Origin of the sequence: Mycolicibacterium sp. TUM20985 (assembly GCF_030295745.1) — a bacterium.
Lineage (GTDB): Bacteria > Actinomycetota > Actinomycetes > Mycobacteriales > Mycobacteriaceae > Mycobacterium.
The window spans coordinates 4,541,497-4,560,693 of the sequence record NZ_AP027291.1 but is presented as its reverse complement, the minus strand read 5'-3'; the positions used below and the strand labels follow the sequence as shown (position 1 = coordinate 4,560,693).

Genomic DNA, 19,197 nt, shown 5'->3' with positions numbered 1-19,197 from the left:
TGACGACGTGGAACGCCGACTAGACATCGTGGGTGTCACTTCGTAGCCTTGCCGGGACATCGACAGCCGGGCCACGACAGGTCCTGAAGCAAGGACGTGTATATCCGCGTGACCGGGGTGCGCCACTCCCTTCGACGAACGGTGTTCGGTCTGGCGATCGCAGTCCTGGTGCTGGTCTCCTCGGTGGTTGATGTACGGGCGGACCCAGCGGCCGACGCGTTGTCCAGGCTCGAAGCGTTGTCCCAGCAGGCAGTGCAGAGTCGCGAGGCCGTCACCGCCGCCCAGCGCGATGCCGACGCCCGACTCGTCGAGGAGGCCGCGGCCGTCGGCCGCCATCGCGCTGATCAGGCCGCCCTGGAGGCCGCGAACTCCGCGCTAGCGCCGCACCAGGCCGCCGTCGATCGGATCGCGGCGATGACCTACACGAGTGGGGGCAGCGGTCAGTGGGCGGCGGTGCTGACCGCAGCCTCCCCGCAGCAGCTGATCGATCAGCTGTCGCTGCATCGGATGGTGAGCAGTAGGGCAGCCGAACAGTTGGCGGCGTTCCGTTCGGCGAGTGATCGCGCGGCTACCGCCGCCCAGGCGTCGGAGAGGTCGGCCGTCGACGCCAGCGCCGCGGCGGAGTCGGCCGCCGCAGTCCGTGCGTCGCTGCAGGCCAAATGGCGCGAACTGCTGCGTCAGATCGCCGCCGCGGAGGCGCAGTACGCGGCGTTGACACCACAGCAGCAAGCGGTGATCGACAACGCGGTTCTACCCCCGCTGCCGAGTGCGCCCGCTCCGGGTGACCCGGCGATCGCCGCGATGCCTGGCGTGCCTCCCGGCGACGTCGCTCCGCCCCGCGGAGAGGTCTCGGAGGCGTTGCCCGTCGGCGTCGCGTCGGAGGCCGGAATGCAGCCCAACACCATTCTCGCTGCCCGTGCCGTCAGCGCACAGTTTCCCCAGATACGGGCCATCGACGGGGTCCGGCCGGACTCGAAGCCGTGGCACCCCAGCGGTCTGGCGATCGACATCATGATCCCCAACTCCGACAGCCCCGAGGGCATCGCGCTCGGAAACGAGATTCTCTCGTTCGCGATGAGTAATGCGGGCCGATTCGGCTTACAGGATGTGATCTGGCGCGGCACGTACTACACGCCGGCCGGTCCGCAGGCATCGGGCTACGGCCACTTCGACCACGTGCACATCACCACGACGCCACGCCGCTAGACAGCCCAGCTATATCTCGTCGGCGAAGTCGGCCGTGAGCCAGCGATCGGGGCGCACGGTGAACAGCACGCTCGTCGTGTCGCCCATCCCCTCCACGAAGGCGCGTCCGCCTTCTTCGCCGAGATACCGGATGGCGATGGCCTCGCGCACGTCCAACGGCGCCGGCGTCGTCGTCTCCACGACGGTGCCCTCGACCACCACGTACTGATAGGGGAGTTCTTCGCGCTGGACCACCAGGGTCACGACGCCTGCCTCCTCGATCAGCCGAGCCTTGCGCGACGTCGCCCCGGTGTTGAGACGGATGAGGCCGTCGGGGGTGACGTCGTACCAAATCGGGACGCTCGCCGGCGGGCGGCCCTTGTCGGCTGCGACCGCCAAGACACCGACGTGCTTGTCCGCGAGGAAGTTTTGCCGTTCCGACTCCGTGAAGGCTTTCATGATCGGGGGCAACACCAGAGCTCGCGGGCGTATTCCGCCGGCTCGCGAGCGTGCGCGATGTGGCAAACCTGCCCGGCATGTCGGGTGCAGACACGCACGCTCGCGCGAGAGAAAGAGGGTTCAGGCGAGGGTGGCCTGATAGCGGCGCATGCCGGCAAGCCACCGCTCGTAATCACTGCCCTTGTGGCGGTACATGTCGAGCACCGCGGGGTGCGGGAGCACCAGGAATTGGCCATTGCGGACCGCCTCCACCGTCAGCTCGGCAACCCGCTGCGGCCCGATCACCTCACCCGCGGTCGCCACCGCCGCGCCGGCCAGCCGGGCGGCGGGGTCCGGTGCGTCGAGGATCCGGGTCAACAGCGGCGTGTCCACGCCCATCGGGCACACGCAGGAGACGCCGATCCCTTGTCGCCGTAAGTAATCGAGAGCCATTCGGCGAACCCCACGGCCGCGTGCTTGGTGACGGAGTAGCCGGCCGCGCCGAGTTGGGTGAGCAAACCCGCGGCCGACGCCACGCTGACGAAGTAACCCTCGCCGCGCTGCACCCACTCGGGCACCAGGGCCTTCGCCGCCCTGACGTGCGCGCGCAGGTTCACGTCGATGATGGTGTCCCAGTCGCCCTCGTCGTCGCCGAGACCCGGTGCGCCCATGATGCCCGCATTGGCAATGAAGACGTCGACGGGTCCGAAATCCGTACGCGCCGTAGCGATCAGGTGGTCGATGCCGTCGACCGAGGCGGCGTCGGCCACCACGGCGACGGCCGATCCGCCCGCAGTCGCGATGCGCGTGACGGTCTCCGCGACCCCGGCCTCGGCCACGTCCCCCGCCACGACCGACGCGCCGCCCGCCGCCAGGGCGACGGCCAGCTCCCGTCCGATTCCGGAACCGGCACCCGTGACCACGGCGACTCTGCCTTCGATCTCCATGGCTCTCTTTCTACAGCCTCCTACAGCGCAAGCCGATCCCGTAGTTCGCGCCGGAGGACCTTGCCGTAACCGTTCTTCGGCAGCTCGTCCACGTAGAGGTAGCGCTTGGGCCGCTTGAAGCGGGCGATGCAATCGAGCAGCAGCGCCTCGAGCTCCGGTTCGGTGGCCGTACCGACGACGAACGCGACGACGATCTCGCCCCAGTCCGCGTCCGGCGCACCCACGACACAGGCCTCGGTGACGTCGGGATGGGTGATGAGCACTTCCTCCACCTCCCGCGGATAGATGTTGCTGCCCCCACTGATCACCACGTCCTTGGAGCGGTCGCGCAGCGTCAGGTACCCGCGGGCGTCGAAGCAACCCATGTCACCGGTATGCAGCCAGCCGCCGACGAGGGTCGCGGCGGTCGCGTCGGGGTTCTGCCAGTATCCCGACATGACGACGTCACCGCGGCAGACGATCTCGCCGATCTCCTCGCATGCCGCCGGTGTGCCATCGGGGCGGAGCACCGCGACGTCGACCCCCGACCGCGCATGTCCGACCGATCCGAGCACCCCGTCGTCGGCATCGACGTGGTCGGCGCGACGGAGTCCGGTGATGGTCATCGGTGCCTCGCCCTGACCGTAGAGCTGTACGAAGATCGGACCGAACGCATCGAGTGCCTTCTTCATGCTGTCGACGTACATGGGGCCGCCACCGTAGACGATCGTGCGCAGGTTGTCCGGGCGCGGCCTTCCGGTGGCGACGAGTCGCTGCACCATCGTCGGCGCGAGGAAGGCGCTGCTGCCCGGATGGTGCTCGCACAGGTCGAGGAACTCGTCGGCCTCGAACGCCGCGGATGCGGGGATCACCTGTCGCGCGCCGCGCAACACGTACGGCGGTACGTACAACCCCGAGCCATGCGACATCGGCGCGCCGTGGATCAGGCTGCAATCTTGGTCCGGGTCATCGAAGTCGGCGAGATGCGCGACCGTCATCGCCATCAGATTGCGGTGCGACAGCATGGCACCCTTGGACCGCCCCGTCGTGCCACTCGTGTAGAACAACCATGCCAACGCGGCCGGGTCGGTATCCCTCGGGCGCTCGGAAGGTTCTGCCAACAAACGGTTTTGGTAGGCCGAGGAGGACAGGGTCTCCACCGGCACGGTGGCGAACGGCGCCAGCGCCTGGGCGATCTTCGGTGACGCGAAGAGCTGCGTCGCACCGGAGTCATCGAGGATCTGCTGCATCTCCATGGCGTGCAACTTGTAGTTGACGGGAACGAAGACGCGCTCGGCCGCCCAGATGGCGAACATCAGCTCGACGATCTCGGGGCGGTTCTCGCTGGCGACGGCGATCCGGTCGCCGGGTGCGCCCGTCTCGCGTAGGGACGCGGCGATGCGCATTACCCTGTCGCGCAACTGTTCCCACGTATGAACGAGCCGATCACCGACGTATACCGCGCCGCGGTCACCGAAGCGGTTGGCGGTTTGGTCGAGCACGGTGAACAGATTCACCGCGGCACCCACTCCGATGACAGCGCGAAGTCGGACAGGTACTTCGTCGAACTCCATCCGCCGTCGACCACGATCGTCTGCCCGTTGATGAAACTACCTCCCGGAGAACAGAGGAACGCGATGGTGCCGGCGATGTCGTCGATGGTGCCGAGGCGCTGGTGTGGCGTCATCTCGGTGTTGATCTTGCGGAAGCGCTCGTCGGTCAGGCGTTCGGCGACCATCGGCGTCTGGGTGACGCCGGGCGCCACCGCGTTGCACCGGATGCCTTGCGCACCGTACTGGCAGGCGATGTGGGTGGTCAGCGCGGTCAGCCCGCCCTTGGCCGCGGAGTATGCGCCGCCGCGCATGCCGCCGACGACCGCGAAGGTGGACGTCACGTTGATGATCGCCGAGCCAGGCGCCATGTGCGGCAGCACGTCGCGGGTCAGGCGGAACGGCGCCCGCAGCATCAAACCCAGGAAGTAGTCCAGGGATTCGTCATCGGTCTCGTGCAACGGCTGCGGCTTGCCGACACCGGCGTTGTTGACGAGGAAGTCGACGTGACCCCACCGCTGCACCGCAGCGTCCACCACCCGGCGCGGACCCTCGTCGGACGTCAGGTCGACGGCCAGCGTCGCCACCCGGTCGGGATCGCCCACCGCCTCGGCCAACTCGGCCAGCCGGGCCTCGTCGCGGCCGGTGCCCAGGATGGACATGCCTGCCTCGGCCAGCTTTACCGCCGTGCCGAAGCCGATACCACTGCTCGCGCCGGTGACGATTGCCACCTGCCTGTCGGTCATCGTCCCTCACTTGCGCTCAGCGTGGCCCGGATCGAGTGCTTCAGCACCTTCCCGGCGTCGTTCTTCGGCAACGCATCCCAGATGGCCACCTGCTCGGGCGCCTTGAATCTGGCCAATCCCCGGGCTTCCAGGAACGCGCGAAGCTCGCCGACGTCGGGCTCGCTGCCGTTCGCCGCCACGATCACGGCGCACGCGCGCTCGCCGGTCCGCGCGTCGGGCACGCCCACGACGGCCACCTCGGCGATGGCGGGATGACCCACCAGGACGTCCTCTACCTCCTTCGGGGAGATGTTCTCGCCGTTTCGGATGATGAGGTCCTTGGCGCGTCCCGTCACCACCAGGCAGTCGCCCTCCCAGCGGCCCAGATCGCCGGTGCGGACGAAGCCGTTGGCGTCGAAGGCACCGACCTCGTCGTCCGGCTGGCGGTAGCCGACGAGCATCTGCGGACCGCGGGCACGGATCTCGCCGTCGACGAGGCGGATGCCCGCGATGCCCGGCCGCCCGTCGGTGTCGGCGGCGAGGTCGGGGTCGTCGAGGGCGCCGACCGTGGTGACGGGCACCTCCGTCGAGCCGTACACCCGGCTGACGGCCGCCCCGTCGAAATATGCCGTCGCGCTTCGGATCAGCGACGGAGGGACGCCGGCACCACCGCAGATGAACACCTTGAGGTCGGGGAGTGTGGTGCCCGCCGCCTGCGCCGCGGCGAGGAGCTGGGCGAGGAACGGCGTGGCGCCCGCCATGTGCGTGCACCGCTCCGTCGTCATCAGCTCGACCGCCGCGGTGGGGTCCCAACTCTCCATCAGAACGGCGGTCGACCCGGCCAGGAGCGGACATTCGAACGCGTAGATGGAGCCGCCGATGTGGGCGATCGGCGACGGCACCAGGAACGTGTCGCCCGGATCGATCCGCCAGCTGTCCCGGATCTGGCAGATCAGCGCATGAAGGGTGTTGTGCGAGTGCAGGACTCCCTTGGGCCGGCCGGTGGTGCCGGAGGTGTACATGATCATCCGGACAGCGTCCGGGTCGAGCGTCGCGGGGCACTCTCCCTGCGGCGCGGCGAACAGGTCGTCGTAGGTGGTATGCGCGCCGGGGTCACCGCGGACGACGACCACCTCGGGCGGATCGTCGAGCGTCGCCGTCACGCGACTCAGCATCGCCGCGTAGTCGTGACCACGGAACACGTTCGGCACGAACGCCATTCGAGTATCGGCGTCATCGAGGATGAACCGCAGCTCGTGATCACGGAGCGACGGCAGGATCGGGTTCACGACCATACCTGCCAGCGTCGCCGCATGGTAGACGACCGCGGCCTCCTGCCAGTTCGGCAGCATGAACGAGACCACGCTGCCGGTGGGCATTCTGGCGGTCAGCACACGGGCGAGGAGGAGGGCCCGCGCATACAGCTCCTCACAGTCCAGCCGGGTGTCGCCGTCGATCACCACGATCCGACCGGGGGTGGCGATGGCCGCGTCGCGCAGCGCATCCGCCAGCGTGGTGCGGACCCACAGGCCGCGTGCGTAGGCATCGTCCTTGCGTCGGGCCATGAGGGGATCAGCCCTTCACCCGTCGCAACGTCATGGAGTGCCGAAAGCTGGATGCGGGATGGGTGTTGATCGTGACCTGGGCGACGTCGCCGTCGGAGGTCTTGTACGTGCGGTGCACCTCGACGGCCGGGCTGCCGACGGCGACCTTCAGGCGCTCGGCGAGGAAGGGCGTCACCAAGACCGCGCCGATTTCCTGGTGGACCTCGACGACGCTGATGCCGAACAGGTCCTCGATCAGGGGGAAGATCGGCCCGGTGTGCCGTTGCAGCATCCTGCCGACGGCCGCGAACGTGCGGTTGATGTAGTACTCGGTCCAGCAGTGGGTGTACTCGGCACCGGCGGCCTGCCGGAAGCCGAGGACCGCCAACCACTGCTCACCCTCTCCAAGCCCGGTGCGCGTTGCGAGTTCGGCGTCGATGGTCACCATGCCCGTCGACTCGATGTCGAGATCGGCCCCGCTGGCGAAGGCCAGCAGGTCGTTGATGGTCATGTTGTCCTGCGAATACGAGCTCGAAGAGACCCGTGGCACGACGGTGGTGCCCGCCCGCGGCCGCGACGCCACCAGGTTGTCGTCACGCAGCCTGCGCAGCGCCTCTCGGACGGTGTACCGGCTCACCGAGAAACGTTCGCACAGTTCGTGTTCGGTGGGCAGCTGAGACCCCACGGGATAGACACCGTCGACGATCTCCTTGCGGAGGGCGCGGGCCACCTGCAGATAGCGATGGTCGGCGGAGTTCATTGTCATGCGCGATCCCGCTTCGCTCCTCGCTGGCCCGGTCACGGGGGATCACGCCGCAGCGCCAGGACGGTGCCCTCACCATCGGCCGAGACGTACAGCGTGCCGTCCGGACCCGCCGCAATCCCCGCGAACGGACCCTGCGGCCCGGAGAACGGGGGCATGCCCCGTAGCGGCTTGGGTTCCACGCCCGGTGGAGGCCCGACGGCCAGTCCCGCGGCGATGGTGGTGCGCGTTCCGTCGGACGTATTGATTGCGATGACGGCCTTCTCGCCGGCGTCCACGACGAATAGTCGGCCGTCGGCGAGCACCAGACCCTGCGGGCATTCCAGGCCGTCGGCGACCGTCTCGACGCCGGACGGTGTCACCCGGCTGACGCGGCCCGCACCGGACTCGGCGATGAACACGTCGCCATCGGCGGATACCGCCACACCGACGGGACGGTCGAGACCCTTCGCGACGGTCTCGACGTGGGCGTCGCGGTTCACCGACAGCACCCGGCCGGTGCCCTGTTCGACGGCGATGACGCCGCCGGGACCCAGTGCGACGCCGTACAACTGGTCGAAACCGTCTGCGAGGTAATCGGTTTCGTTGGCTGCGGGCCGGTACCGGGCGATCTGGCCGCCGGAGGTGGTCACCGTGAATTCCCCTGGGCCCGAGGACACCAGCCCGCGGAGGAAGCCTGGGTAGCCGGGCGAGAAGAGCATGCCGACGGTCTGCAGCGAGCCGTCGGGCTGCAGCGCGTAGAAGTACGTGCCGTCGGCCACGTGCACGCGACCGTCGTCGCCGACCGTGAGATCCAACGGCCAGTTGAGTGCGCCCGGCAGTACGGTGCGCGTCGCGCCCCCGGCGAGGATCTCGGTGATCGCGCCGGTGAAGTGCGACACGAACAGCCGATCCTCGACGAACGTGCAGTTGTCCAGGCCCGGTGTCAGCTGGGCGAGGACGGTCCGATCGCCGGTGCGCGGGTCGATGCGCAGCACCTGCCCCGAGGCGACCTGCGTCGACACCAGGTAACCGTCTGCGTCGAACTTCACCGAGTCGGGAACGCCCAGCCCGGTCGCCACCGTCTGGGGCGCACCCCCGGCGTCCGGGTCGATGCGCCAGATCTCGTTGGCGCCCATCACCGGGAAGTACAGCAGCCCGTCTGGTCCGAACTCCATGGCATTCGGCGACGGCAGGTTCTCCGCCAGGATCCGCGGCGGACCGCCGGTCAGGTCGAACTCCAGCAACCTGCCGCCCTCGCGGCACTCGCCGACGAACAGGCGGCCACGATGAAAGGTGATGCCGTTCGCCGACGGCACGTCGTCGCGCAGCACGCGGGTGGTGCCGTCGGGTGCCCGCACGCTGACGCGGCCATCCATGACCTCGGTGGCGTAGAGGTTGCCGCTCGGATCGAACGCGACGTCGTCGGGGGCGACGATGTCGCCGCCCTTGGCGCTAACGGTGTCCACCTCACCCGTCGCGAGGTCGAGAGCGCTGATCTGGCTGCCGGTGACCTGCGCGACGTAGATGCGACCGTCTCGACCCGTGCGCAGGCCATTGGCACCGAACAATCGACTTGGCGCCGTCAGCCGATCCAGTCGCCATCCGGCCGCAACGTCGGGCGACGTCGTCGCGGCGTATCGGGTCGTCCCTCCGGTACTCACGCGTCGGACGATAGCAAGCTCCCTTGGTCCAGACAATAGAGTGGGCGGATTTACGATTCCGTCCTTGACGAGTGTTTGCAGCTGCGGAATAGTGTTCTCCAAATGGCAGAGGGCCATATGTTGTCCGGACAAATGGATGCGAACGGAAAGCGGGTCATGGCTGCGCACGACGGTCTGCTCGGGCTGGAGGGCCGCATCGTCGTCGTCTCCGGCGCAGGTGGCGGCGGCATCGGCACGACCATCACGACCATGGCCGCGGAGGCCGGCGCGACGGTCATCGCGGTCAGCCGGTCGGCGGAGAACCTGGACCAGCACATCGGTCCGCTCGCCCAGCGCGGCCTGGCAGTCGTTCCGGTGCCGGCCGACACCTCCACCGACGACGGCATCGCGGTCGTGATGGACGCGGTCCGGCGCGCCGACGGCGACCTGTACGGGTTGGTGAACGTGGCCGGAGGGGCGGCGCCGCATACGTGGATGCCGGCCACTCGCGTGACGCGCGCGGACTGGCGCGAGCTGTTCACCGCCAATCTGGAGACGGCGTTCTTCACCAGCCAGGCCGTCGCCGCCGAGCTTCGCGCGCAGGGCAGGCCCGGTTCGATCGTCTCGGTCAGCTCGATCAGCGGGCTGAACACGGCGCCGTTCCACATCGCCTACGGCACGGCCAAGGCCGCGGTCGTCGCGATGACGCGCACGATGGCCCTCGAACTGGCGGTCGACGGTATCCGCGTCAACGCCGTGGCACCCGGGGTCACGGAGACGGCGGCGTCGGCGACCTACGTGGACCCCGACCCCCAACGAGACCGCGCCGCCATCGCGATGGGGCGACGCGGCACGCCCGCGGAGCAGGCCGGCGCCATCCTCTTCCTGCTGTCGGATCTGTCCAGCTACGTGACCGGTCAGACCCTGCTGGTCGACGGCGGCCTGAACCTGAAGTGGAGCCACCTCGCGGCCGACCACACGTCCCTGTTCCTGAAGGACGAGACCTTCCGCGCGGAGATCAGCCGACCATGACCCCCACCCTCGCGCGAGCGTGCGTGTCTGCGGCCCGACACGCGAGGGAAAACCGGACAATGCGCACGCTCACGCCCGCCCAGGGAGGAGAACGATGACAGATACGAAGGACGAAGTCGTGCGCGAGGTGCTCGAGGAGCTCTCGGCACCGACGACGATCGGGGTCGACGCCTACGTCTCCGAGGCCTACGCGCGGGCCGAACGCGACAAATTGTGGCGCAAGGTGTGGCAGCAGGTCGGCAGGGTGGAGGAGATCCCCGAGGTCGGCAGCTACCTGACCTACGACATCCTCGACGACTCGATCATCGTCGTGCGTAGTGGCCCAAATGAATTCACGGCGCACCACAACGTCTGCATGCATCGCGGCAGGCGGCTCGTCGACGTGCCGCCGGGCGCCAAGAACGCCTGCGACCGGGCCAGGAAGTCGTTCGTCTGCGGCTTCCACGGGTGGACCTACGGGCTGGACGGTGCGTGCACGCACATCCGCGAGCAGGACGACTGGCAGGGCGCACTCACACCGGAGAACACCCACCTCGCACGGGTCAGCGTCGACACCTGGGGCGGTTGGCTGTTCGTCAACATGGACACCGACCCGGAACCGTTGGCGGACTATCTGTTTCCGGCCGCCAAGATCCTCGACCCCTTCGGCCTGGAGAACATGCGCTTCAAGTGGCGCAAGTGGCTGAACTTCGACTGCAACTGGAAGGTCGCGCTGGAGGCGTTCAACGAGACCTACCACGTGTTCACCACGCACCCGGAGTTCAACAAGTTCGGCGAGTTCAAGGGTTGGGCCAAGGCGCAGGGCAAGCACAGCAACATCGGCTACGACGCGCCAAAGGGTATGGACGAGACCAAGTCCAAGATCCGGCTCGGCTCGGGCGACCCCCGCATCTCCACCGCCGAGATGCAGGTCTACACCATGGAGGAGACCAACGCGACCACCACGCAGACGCTGGTGAACGCCGCCAAGCGGCTGGTCGACGAGCTGCCCGAGGGGACCCCCGCCAACAAGGTCCTCGAGCACTGGCTGACCTCGGCCCGCAACGACGACGCCGCGCGCGGTGTCGTCTGGCCGACCATCCCCGCCGACGTCCTTGGCCAGAGCGGTACGGCGTGGCAGCTCTTCCCCAACTTCCAGATCGGCCAGGGTCTGACCAGCGCGCTCTGCTACAGCGCCCGACCGGATCCCAGCTATGACCCGAACAAGTGCATCTTCGAGGTGGCGGTGTTCTAGTTGTACCCGAAGGGTGAAGAGCCGCAGACCGAATGGGTGTACACGCCGGTCGGCGATCCCAATTGGCTGTCAGTGCTGCCGCAGGACTTCTCGAACATGGCAGCGGTCCAGCAGGGCATGAAGTCATTCGGCTTCCCCGGTACCAAGCCCAATCCCTACCGCGAACGAAGCACCGTCAACCTGCACTACCAGCTGTCGAAGTACATGGGCGTCGGCGAGCCCCAAGGCCTCACACCAGAAGGAGACACCCAATGAAGGTCAATCTTGGCACCGGAGCACAGAACTCACACGACTGGGACCGGGTGCTCGCCGGAAACTTCAGCAGCCCGGCCGACACTCCCGACTGGCAGTGCGTCGAAGGCGCGCTGGCGCTCGGCGATCTGGCCGAGCCGCTGGGCTTCGACGGGATCTGGTTCCCGGAGCACTGCGGAACCCCATATGGCATGACGCCCAACCCGATTCAGGCGCTGACGTACTTCGCCGGCCGTACCGAGCGGGTCGGGCTCGGCACGTTCGTCGCCGTCGCCCCGTGGTGGAACCCCGTCCGTCTAGCCCATCAGATCGCCTACCTCGACATCGTCTCCAAGGGTCGGTACGACACGATCGGCATCGGCCGCGGGGTGTCGAAGTCCGAGTTCGACGCCGTCGGCGTGCCTCGGGAGGAGAGCCGCGAGCGGTTCAACGAGTGTCTGGACATCCTCGAGTTGGCCTTCAGCGGTGAACGCTTCTCCTACGACGGCGAGATCTTCTCCTTCCCCGAGATGTCCTTGCGCCCGGAGCCGTACAGCAAGGACCTGTTCTCGCGGATCTACAGCTCGTCGTCGACGGCCGAGTCGCTGGAGATCCTGTCCCGGCGGGGAATGGTGCCGCTGTTCGTCGGCAACAAGCCGATCTGGGATGCCGGCGCCGAGGTGCAGAAGGTGAACACCTTCCGCAAGGAGGAGGGCTTCGAGCCCTGCCAGCCCAAGAACGTGATGTTCATGTACTGCACGGGCCCGGGGACGCCCGAGAAGGAGCTAGCAGCGCAGACCGACGAGTGGATCTGGACGGCCAACCGCGACGTGACCGTGCACTACGGTTTCGCCGACGCGTCGAACTTCAAGGGCGTCAAGGGGTATGAGGCCTATGCCGCCCGGGAGGCCACCGCGACGGCCGTCCTCGCCGAGGCCGTGCAGAAGCCCGAGCCCGGCACCAAGAAGATGCCCGGGTACCACGCGTCCAACCTGCTGATCGGCACGCCCGAGGTCATCTTCGAGAAGCTGAAGGCTGCCCAGGAGGCATGCTCCTTCTCCGAGGTCACCATCGTCCCGCAGTTCGGCACGATGCCGTACGCCGACGCGATCGAGAGCGTAAAACTGTTCGCCCGCGAGGTGCTGCCCGCGGTACACGAGATGGCCGCGCCTTTGCACGAGGCCGCGTTGCCCGCGGAGGCGCTGGCATGACGGCGGTTCCCGAGACTTGCGGTCCGACGCAGACCCCGACCGACGTCGACATCCCGGCGCTGCGGGAGAAGTACAAGCACGAGCGCGCGAAGCGGTTGCGCAAGGAGGGCTCCAAGCAATACGTCGAAACGAGCGACGGTTACGCGGATTTCGCGGAGATCGATCCGCATACCCCCCGTGTCGAGCGCGACCCGATCGTCGAGGACGTCGACGTCGCCGTGCTCGGCGGCGGGTTCGGCGGACTGCTGACGGCCGCGCATCTCAAGAAGGCGGGTGTCGACGACGTCCGCGTCATCGAGATGGGCGGTGACTTCGGCGGTGTCTGGTACTGGAACCGCTATCCCGGAATCCAGTGCGACAACGAATCCTATTGCTACGTGCCGATGCTCGAAGAGCTCGACTTCATCCCGAGCAAGAAGTTCGCCGACGGCGCCGAGATCTACCAGCACTGCCGCAACATCGGCAAGCACTTCGGACTCTACGACGGTGCGATCTTCTCGACCCAGGTCCGCGATCTGATCTGGGACGACGAGATCGAGCGTTGGCGCATCAGCACCAACCGCGGTGACGACCTGCGCGCCAGGTTCGTCGTGATGGCGTCGGGACCGTTCAATCGCCCGAAGCTGCCCGGCATCCCCGGGATCAAGGACTTCGAGGGGCACAGCTTCCATTCGTCGCGCTGGGACTACGAGTACACCGGCGGCACCTCCGCCGAGCCGGTGCTGGACAAGCTCGCCGACAAGACCGTCGCGATCATCGGAACGGGCGCCACCGGCGTCCAGATCGTGCCGTACCTCGGCAAGTACGCCAAGCAGGTCTACGTCGTCCAGCGCACGCCGTCGACCGTGGATCGGCGCAACAACGCGCCCACCGATCCCGAATGGGTGAAGACGCTCGAGCCCGGGTGGCAGAAGGAACGGCAGCGCAACTTCCACGCCTGGACCTTCGAGGGGATGGCCTTGGGCCAGCCGGACCTCGTCTGCGACTTCTGGACCGAGCTCGGCCGCAACACCGCCGCCCGCGTGCTGGCGCTGCCCGATCCCGCCTCGATGACGCCCGAACAGTTCATGGCGATCCGAGAGGAGGAGGACTACAAGCTCATGGAGCGGCTGCGACGTCGCGTCGACACCCTCGTCGAGGACGGCGCGACCGCCGAGGCGCTCAAGCCGTACTACCGGTTCCTCTGCAAGCGGCCATGTTCCAACGACGACTACCTGCCGACCTTCAACCGTCCCAACGTCACGCTGGTCGACGTATCGGGCAGCAAGGGGGTGGAGCGGCTCACGGCGAAGGGGTTCGTCGCGGGCGGTGTCGAATACCCGGTCGACTGCATCATCTACGCCAGCGGCTTCGAGATCACCACCGAGATCAGCAGGCGCTACAGCATCGACGCCATCGAGGGTCGCGGCGGCGTCTCGCTGTACGACTACTGGGCCGACGGTTTCAAGACGCTGCACGGTATGACGAGCCGAGGATTCCCCAACCAGTTCTTCACTGGCTTCACCCAGGTCGGCATCTCGGCGAACATCGCTGCGAACTACGAACTTCAGGGCGAGCACATCGCGTACGTCATCGCCGAGGCGCTAGCCCGCGGCGTCACCACGATCGAGCCGACGCAGGACGCGCAGGACGGCTGGTGCGCGACCGTGCGCGAGACGGCGATCGACACCTCGGCGTTCGACGCCGAGTGCACACCCGGCTATTACAACAACGAGGGCGGCGGCCCGGGTTCTGAGGCCGGCGAGGGCATTCGCAGTCACCTCGGCGAGCCCTACGCACCAGGCTTCTACGCCTTCGGTGACCTCCTGTCGGAGTGGCGCGCCAAGGGTGACCTCGACGGATTGGAGCTCGGGACGTGACGACCTCGACGGCGCTTTCGGTCAGGGAGATCACGCCGCGGATTGGCACCGAGATCATCGCCGACAAGGCCGCGTTGCTCAGCGGCGATCACGCCGCCGACATCCGCGAGCTCCTGGAACGTCGTGGCGTGCTGGTGTTCCCGAAGATCGGGTTCACCGACGACGAGCAGATCGCCTTCACCGAGACCCTCGGCACGTTCGCGGCGGAGAACCGTGGCGAGAAGCTGTACAAGGTGTCGCTGGACACCGAGGTCAACAAGCAGGCCAACTACCTGAAGGGTTCGCTGTACTGGCACATCGATGGCACGATGAACGACGTGCCCATCCTGGCGTCACTGCTGCAGAGTGTCTCGCTCGGCTCCGACGGCAAGGGCGACACGGAGTTCTGCAACACCTACGCCGCCTACGACGCCCTGCCCGACGAGGACAAGGCCGAGATCGAGTCGCTGCGGGTCATGCACTCGGCGTGGAACACGCTGTTCTACTACGAGCCCGAGCCGGACATCAGGACGCTTCGCCAGATGCAGGCCATCGGCGGGGACCGCGATCTGCCGCTGGTGTGGCGGCACCGGTCGGGGCGCAAGTCGCTGGTGCTCGGTGCCACCGCCCGGCACGTCGTGGACGTGGACTACCGCAAGAGCGCCGAACTGTTGGTGCGACTGCGGGATTGGGCCACCTCGCCACAGTTCGTCTACCGCCACGTGTGGTCGGTGGGCGATCTGGTCGTCTGGGACAACACCGGCACGATGCACCGTGCCACCCCGTACGACCCGACGTCCGGCCGCCTGCTGCAGCGGACCAAGCTCGCCGGTGAGGAACCGTTCGCTTGAGCGCGACCGAGCTTCGATTCGACGGTCGCGTGGCCGTCGTCACCGGCGGTGGTCGCGGTCTCGGTCGGGCATACGCTCTGCTGCTGGCCTCCCGCGGCGCGCGGGTCGTCGTCAATGACGTCGGCGGCAGCCTGAGCGGCGAGGGGCTGGATACCGGACCGGCCCACGACGTGGCTGCGGAGATCAATGCGGCAGGGGGAGAGGCCATTTCGTGTACGGAGTCGGTGTCGACCGCCGAGGGTGGCGCGGCGATCGTCGGCTCCGCGATGGAACGCTTCGGCCGCGTCGACGTGCTGGTGCACAACGCCGGGAATGTGCGGCCGAGCCCCCTTCGCGACATGTCGTACGAGGACTTCGACGGTGTGCTGGACGTCCACCTGCGAGGCGCGTTCCACGTCGTGCGTCCGGCCTTCCCGTTGATGTGTGACGCCGGCTACGGGCGCATCGTGCTGACGTCGTCCATCGGTGGGCTGTACGGGAACCACGCCGTGGCCAACTACGCCGCGGCCAAGGCAGGCATCCTCGGGCTGTCCAACGTCGCCGCACTCGAGGGCGCCGCACACGGTGTCAAGAGCAACGTCATCGTGCCCGCCGCCGTCACGCGGATGGCCGAGGGGATCGACACGTCGGCCTACCCGCCGATGGGTGCCGATCTGGTCGCCCCAGCGGTCGGTTGGCTATCCCACGAATCATGTTCCATCACAGGCGAAGTACTCATTGCACTCGCGGGTCGGCTGGCCCGCGCGTTCATCGCGGAGACCCCCGGTGTGTACCGGCCGGCCTGGTCCGTCGAGGACGTCGGTGAGCACCTGGACGCCATCCGCGACGACACCGCGGCGCTGGTGTTCCCGCCCGTTCCCGATGGACACGCCGACCACATCCGGTACAGCTTCACGATGGCGGCGAGCGATGGCTAGCGGTCCGCTCGCGGGTATCCGCGTCGTCGACCTCACCGCCGTGGTGATGGGGCCCTACTGCACGCAGATCATGGCGGACATGGGCGCCGACGTCATCAAGGTCGAACCGCCCGAAGGTGACAACGCCCGCTACATCTCGGTGGGCCCGGCGCCGGGCATGAGTGGCGTGTTCGTCAACGTCAACCGCGGAAAGCGTAGTGTCGTCATCGATCTCACCACCGACGAGGGCGCGGAGGCATTGCGCGCGCTGATCGAGAACGCCGACGTCTTCATCCATTCGATGCGGGCCAGGGCGATCGCCAAGCTGGGGTTCGCCTACGACCAGGTGGCCGCCATCAACCCCGACATCGTCTACACCAACTGCTACGGCTACAGCCGCCGCGGCCCCGAGGCCGATCGTCCGGCCTACGACGACATCATCCAGGCGCAATCCGGGGTCGCCGCCGTGCAGAAACTGCTCACCGGTGAGACGACCTATGTCGGAACGATCGTGGCGGACAAGGTCGCCGGGCTCACCGCCCTGTACGCCACGATGATGGCGTTGTTCCACCGCGAGCGCACCGGCGAGGGCCAGGAGGTGGAGGTGAGCATGTACGAGACGATGGCGTCGTTCATGTTGGTGGAGCACGCCAACGGCGCCATGTTCTCACCGCCGCTCGGCCCGGCGATCTATCCGCGGACGGTGGCGCCGAACCGCAAGCCGTACCCGACGAAGGACGGTCACGTCGCGGTACTGATCTACAACGACAAGCACTGGAAGGCGTTCGTCGAGGCGGTCCAACCCGCCTGGAATGACGAGTCGTACGCGACCCTCGAACAACGCGCGAAGCAGATCGACGTGATGTACGGCCTGATCGCGGAGACGCTGCTGGAACGCACCACCGCCGAATGGCTGGAGCTGTTCCGGGAGTTGGAGATTCCCGCCGCACCGATCCAGACACCCGCCGAGTTGTTCGACGACCCGCACCTCAACGCCGTCGGGCTCTTCGAGACGGTGGACACCAAACACGGGCCCGTCCGGTTTCCCGGCGTGCCTACCTGGTTTTCGCGAACACCGGGCCGGGTGGCAGGCCCGGCACCCGAGCTGGGCGCCGACACCGTCGAGGTGCTCGCCGAATTCGACGCCCGGGGCTAGACCGTGCGCGCCAACCTGTCGGCCAGCAGCGCTGCAAATCGCGCCGGATCCTCTAACGCCCCGCCCTCGGCGAGAAGTGCCGTCCCATAGAGCAATTCGGCTGTCTCAGCCAGCCCGTCGCTCTGCTCCGACCGGGCCAGCGCATCCCGCAGACCGGTGACGAGCGGATGGTCGGGGTTGAGCTCCAGGATCCGCTTCCCGACGGGAACCTCCTGCCCCGACGCGCGATACATGCGGGCCAGCTGCGGGGTGATGCCGAACGTGTCGGTGATCAGGCAGGCCGGTGACGACGTCAGGCGCGTCGACAGCCGCACTTCCTTGACGTGCTCGTCCAGCGTCTCCTGCAGCCAGCTCAACAGCGCAGCGAAGTCCCCGTGGTCGGACTCGTCCTTCGGTGCGTCGGACGCGCCGAGGTCCACCTCGCCCTTGGCGACCGACTGCAGCGTCTTGCCGTCGAACTCCGGCACCGACTCCACCCACACCTCGTCGACGGGATCGGTCAGCAGCAGCACCTCGAAACCCTTGGCCTTGAAGGCCTCGAGGTGTGGTGAGCGCTCCAGGAGCTGCCGCGACTCGCCCGTCGCGAAGAAGATCTGGTCCTGGCCGTCCTTCATCCGTCCCACGTAGTCGGCGAGTGTCGTCGACTCGCTGAACGTGGAGGTGAACGACGACAGCCGCAGCAGGGTGTCACGGTTGTCGGCGTCGGAGAGCAAGCCCTCCTTGAACACTCGGCCGAACTGCGACCAGAAGGTCGCGTAGTCGTCGGTCCGGGTCGCCTGCAGGTCTTTGATCGCCGACAGCACCTTCTTGGTCAGGCTGCGACGGATGACTTTGATCTGGCGGTCTTGCTGCAGGATCTCGCGAGATACGTTGAGCGACATGTCCTGCGCGTCGACGACCCCCTTGACGAACCGCAGGTACTCGGGCATCAGGTCGTCACAGTCACCCATGATGAAGACGCGCTTGACGTACAGCTGGATCCCGGTGTGTCCGTCGCGATTGAACAGGTCGAACGGTGCCATCGACGGGATGAACAGCAGCGCCTGATATTCGAACGTGCCCTCAGCCTTCATCGCGATGACGTCGAGCGGCTCATCCCAGGCGTGGGCGATGTGCTTGTAGAACTGCGCGTACTCCTCGTCGGACACCTCGGCCTTGGGCTTGGCCCACAGTGCGGTCCGCGAGTTGATCGTCTCGGTCACGACGGTCACGGTCGGTTCGGCGCCTTCTTCGGCCGGCGGGGCCGTGACATCTCCCGAGTCGCTTTGCTCCTGCCCGCCGGTCTTCTCGACTTCCATCCGGATCGGCCACGAGATGAAGTCGGAGTACTTCTTGACGAGCTCCTTGATCTTCCACGGCGAGGTGTAGTCGTGCATTTCGTCGTCGGCGTCCTCGGGCTTCAGGTGCAGCTTCACCGAGGTTCCCTGTGGTGCGTCGTCCACGGTGGCGATGGTGTAGGTCCCGTCGCCGCTGGATTCCCAACGCGTAGCCGAACTCTCGCCCGCCTTCCGGGTGACGAGCTCGACCGCGTCGGCCACCATGAACGTCGAGTAGAAGCCGATCCCGAACTGACCGATGAGCTCGTCGCCACCGCCCGCCTGCTGCGCCTCGCGAAGCTTGTTGCGCAGCTCCGCCGTGCCCGACTTGGCGAGCGTGCCGATCAGATCGACCACCTCGTCACGGGTCATGCCGATGCCGTTGTCGCGGACGGTGAGCGTGCGCGCCGGCCCGTCGATGTCGACGTCGATGTGCAGATCCGAGGTGTCGACGTCGAGGTCCTTGTCCCGGAACGCCTCGAGGCGGAGTTTGTCGAGCGCGTCGGACGCGTTCGAGATCAGCTCCCGCAGGAACGAATCCTTGTTGGAGTAGATGGAATGGACCATCAGCTGCAACAGCTGACGGGCCTCCGCCTGGAATTCTCTATGTTCGACCTGCTCGCTCACGTCGCCATCCTAAAACCCCCAAGGGTGCAACGACGCAGGACTCCCGCCGTCG

General features: G+C 67.3%; 14 protein-coding genes and 2 pseudogenes. 8 read left to right on the top strand and 8 right to left on the bottom strand.

Translation table 11 applies throughout. The features are described 5' to 3' along the window. The first annotated feature begins 108 nt into the window (after positions 1-108). A complete protein-coding gene (locus QUE68_RS22390; protein ID WP_284235226.1) occupies positions 109-1,206 on the top strand; it encodes a coiled-coil domain-containing protein in 1,098 nt (365 codons plus the stop codon). 9 nt (positions 1,207-1,215) lie between these two features. Here QUE68_RS22390 and QUE68_RS22385 read toward each other — a convergent pair whose 3' ends face one another. The 7 genes and pseudogenes from QUE68_RS22385 to QUE68_RS22355 all read right to left on the bottom strand — a co-directional run bounded on the left by QUE68_RS22385 (position 1,216) and on the right by QUE68_RS22355 (position 8,891). Continuing rightward, on the bottom strand, positions 1,216-1,644 hold the full coding sequence (locus tag QUE68_RS22385; RefSeq protein ID WP_284235227.1) for a pyridoxamine 5'-phosphate oxidase family protein: 429 nt from the start codon (positions 1,642-1,644) through the stop codon (positions 1,216-1,218). Between the two features lie 120 nt (positions 1,645-1,764). Continuing rightward, positions 1,765-2,570: pseudogene (locus QUE68_RS22380) on the bottom strand (SDR family oxidoreductase). 20 nt (positions 2,571-2,590) lie between these two features. Further along, positions 2,591-4,066 carry an acyl-CoA synthetase gene (locus QUE68_RS22375; RefSeq protein WP_286274483.1) on the bottom strand — a complete coding sequence of 492 codons (1,476 nt, stop codon included), beginning with the start codon at positions 4,064-4,066 and terminating at the stop codon, positions 2,591-2,593. After that, positions 4,063-4,845 (bottom strand): SDR family NAD(P)-dependent oxidoreductase, encoded by a 783-nt coding sequence (locus QUE68_RS22370; protein ID WP_284235230.1) that lies wholly within the window; start codon positions 4,843-4,845, stop codon positions 4,063-4,065. Before QUE68_RS22370 ends, QUE68_RS22375 begins: the two co-directional genes overlap by 4 nt. After that, complete coding sequence (locus tag QUE68_RS22365; RefSeq protein WP_286274482.1) at positions 4,842-6,389, bottom strand: AMP-binding protein; 1,548 nt, start codon at positions 6,387-6,389, stop codon at positions 4,842-4,844. Before QUE68_RS22365 ends, QUE68_RS22370 begins: the two co-directional genes overlap by 4 nt. A gap of 7 nt (positions 6,390-6,396) precedes the next feature. After that, positions 6,397-7,134: a GntR family transcriptional regulator gene (locus QUE68_RS22360; protein ID WP_286274481.1), complete on the bottom strand. Its 738-nt coding sequence runs from the start codon at positions 7,132-7,134 to the stop codon at positions 6,397-6,399. A gap of 32 nt (positions 7,135-7,166) precedes the next feature. Next, positions 7,167-8,891 carry an SMP-30/gluconolactonase/LRE family protein gene (locus QUE68_RS22355; protein ID WP_286274480.1) on the bottom strand — a complete coding sequence of 575 codons (1,725 nt, stop codon included), beginning with the start codon at positions 8,889-8,891 and terminating at the stop codon, positions 7,167-7,169. Between the two features lie 39 nt (positions 8,892-8,930). On the opposite strand from QUE68_RS22355, the gene QUE68_RS22350 reads away from it, so the two are divergent. The 7 genes and pseudogenes from QUE68_RS22350 (at position 8,931) to QUE68_RS22320 (ending at position 17,202) form a co-directional block, all read left to right on the top strand. Beyond that, complete coding sequence (locus QUE68_RS22350) at positions 8,931-9,785, top strand: SDR family NAD(P)-dependent oxidoreductase (protein WP_286274479.1); 855 nt, start codon at positions 8,931-8,933, stop codon at positions 9,783-9,785. Between the two features lie 94 nt (positions 9,786-9,879). Continuing rightward, positions 9,880-11,275, top strand: a pseudogene (locus QUE68_RS22345) (aromatic ring-hydroxylating oxygenase subunit alpha); the annotation flags it as partial. Further along, positions 11,271-12,461, top strand: a complete 1,191-nt coding sequence (locus QUE68_RS22340; RefSeq protein ID WP_286274478.1) for an LLM class flavin-dependent oxidoreductase — start codon at positions 11,271-11,273, stop codon at positions 12,459-12,461. The pseudogene QUE68_RS22345 and the gene QUE68_RS22340, both read left to right, overlap by 5 nt. After that, the gene (locus tag QUE68_RS22335) at positions 12,458-14,320 is read left to right on the top strand and encodes a flavin-containing monooxygenase (protein WP_286274477.1); all 1,863 of its coding nucleotides are present in this window, start codon (positions 12,458-12,460) and stop codon (positions 14,318-14,320) included. Before QUE68_RS22340 ends, QUE68_RS22335 begins: the two co-directional genes overlap by 4 nt. Further along, complete coding sequence (locus QUE68_RS22330) at positions 14,317-15,150, top strand: TauD/TfdA dioxygenase family protein (RefSeq protein ID WP_286274476.1); 834 nt, start codon at positions 14,317-14,319, stop codon at positions 15,148-15,150. Before QUE68_RS22335 ends, QUE68_RS22330 begins: the two co-directional genes overlap by 4 nt. Beyond that, positions 15,147-16,067, top strand: coding sequence for an SDR family NAD(P)-dependent oxidoreductase (locus QUE68_RS22325; protein WP_284228456.1), 921 nt, complete (start codon positions 15,147-15,149; stop codon positions 16,065-16,067). Before QUE68_RS22330 ends, QUE68_RS22325 begins: the two co-directional genes overlap by 4 nt. After that, a complete protein-coding gene (locus tag QUE68_RS22320; RefSeq protein WP_284228455.1) occupies positions 16,060-17,202 on the top strand; it encodes a CaiB/BaiF CoA transferase family protein in 1,143 nt (380 codons plus the stop codon). Before QUE68_RS22325 ends, QUE68_RS22320 begins: the two co-directional genes overlap by 8 nt. On the opposite strand, the gene htpG is transcribed toward QUE68_RS22320, so the two are convergent. Continuing rightward, positions 17,199-19,085 (bottom strand): molecular chaperone HtpG, encoded by a 1,887-nt coding sequence (gene htpG / locus QUE68_RS22315; protein WP_455013519.1) that lies wholly within the window; start codon positions 19,083-19,085, stop codon positions 17,199-17,201. The two genes, QUE68_RS22320 and htpG, sit on opposite strands and share 4 nt — an antisense overlap. Between the last annotated feature and the right edge of the window lie 112 nt (positions 19,086-19,197).

Coding starts and splice junctions, on each gene's coding strand:
- QUE68_RS22385 (WP_284235227.1), bottom strand. CDS start 1,644: ATGAAAGCCTTCACGGAGTCGGAACGGCAAAACTTCCTCGCGGACAAG.
- QUE68_RS22370 (WP_284235230.1), bottom strand. CDS start 4,845: ATGACCGACAGGCAGGTGGCAATCGTCACCGGCGCGAGCAGTGGTATC.
- QUE68_RS22365 (WP_286274482.1), bottom strand. CDS start 6,389: ATGGCCCGACGCAAGGACGATGCCTACGCACGCGGCCTGTGGGTCCGC.
- QUE68_RS22360 (WP_286274481.1), bottom strand. CDS start 7,134: ATGACAATGAACTCCGCCGACCATCGCTATCTGCAGGTGGCCCGCGCC.
- QUE68_RS22355 (WP_286274480.1), bottom strand. CDS start 8,891: ATGGCCCTCTGCCATTTGGAGAACACTATTCCGCAGCTGCAAACACTC.
- QUE68_RS22350 (WP_286274479.1), top strand. CDS start 8,931: ATGGCTGCGCACGACGGTCTGCTCGGGCTGGAGGGCCGCATCGTCGTC.
- QUE68_RS22340 (WP_286274478.1), top strand. CDS start 11,271: ATGAAGGTCAATCTTGGCACCGGAGCACAGAACTCACACGACTGGGAC.
- QUE68_RS22335 (WP_286274477.1), top strand. CDS start 12,458: ATGACGGCGGTTCCCGAGACTTGCGGTCCGACGCAGACCCCGACCGAC.
- QUE68_RS22320 (WP_284228455.1), top strand. CDS start 16,060: ATGGCTAGCGGTCCGCTCGCGGGTATCCGCGTCGTCGACCTCACCGCC.
- htpG (WP_455013519.1), bottom strand. CDS start 19,085: ATGGTCCATTCCATCTACTCCAACAAGGATTCGTTCCTGCGGGAGCTG.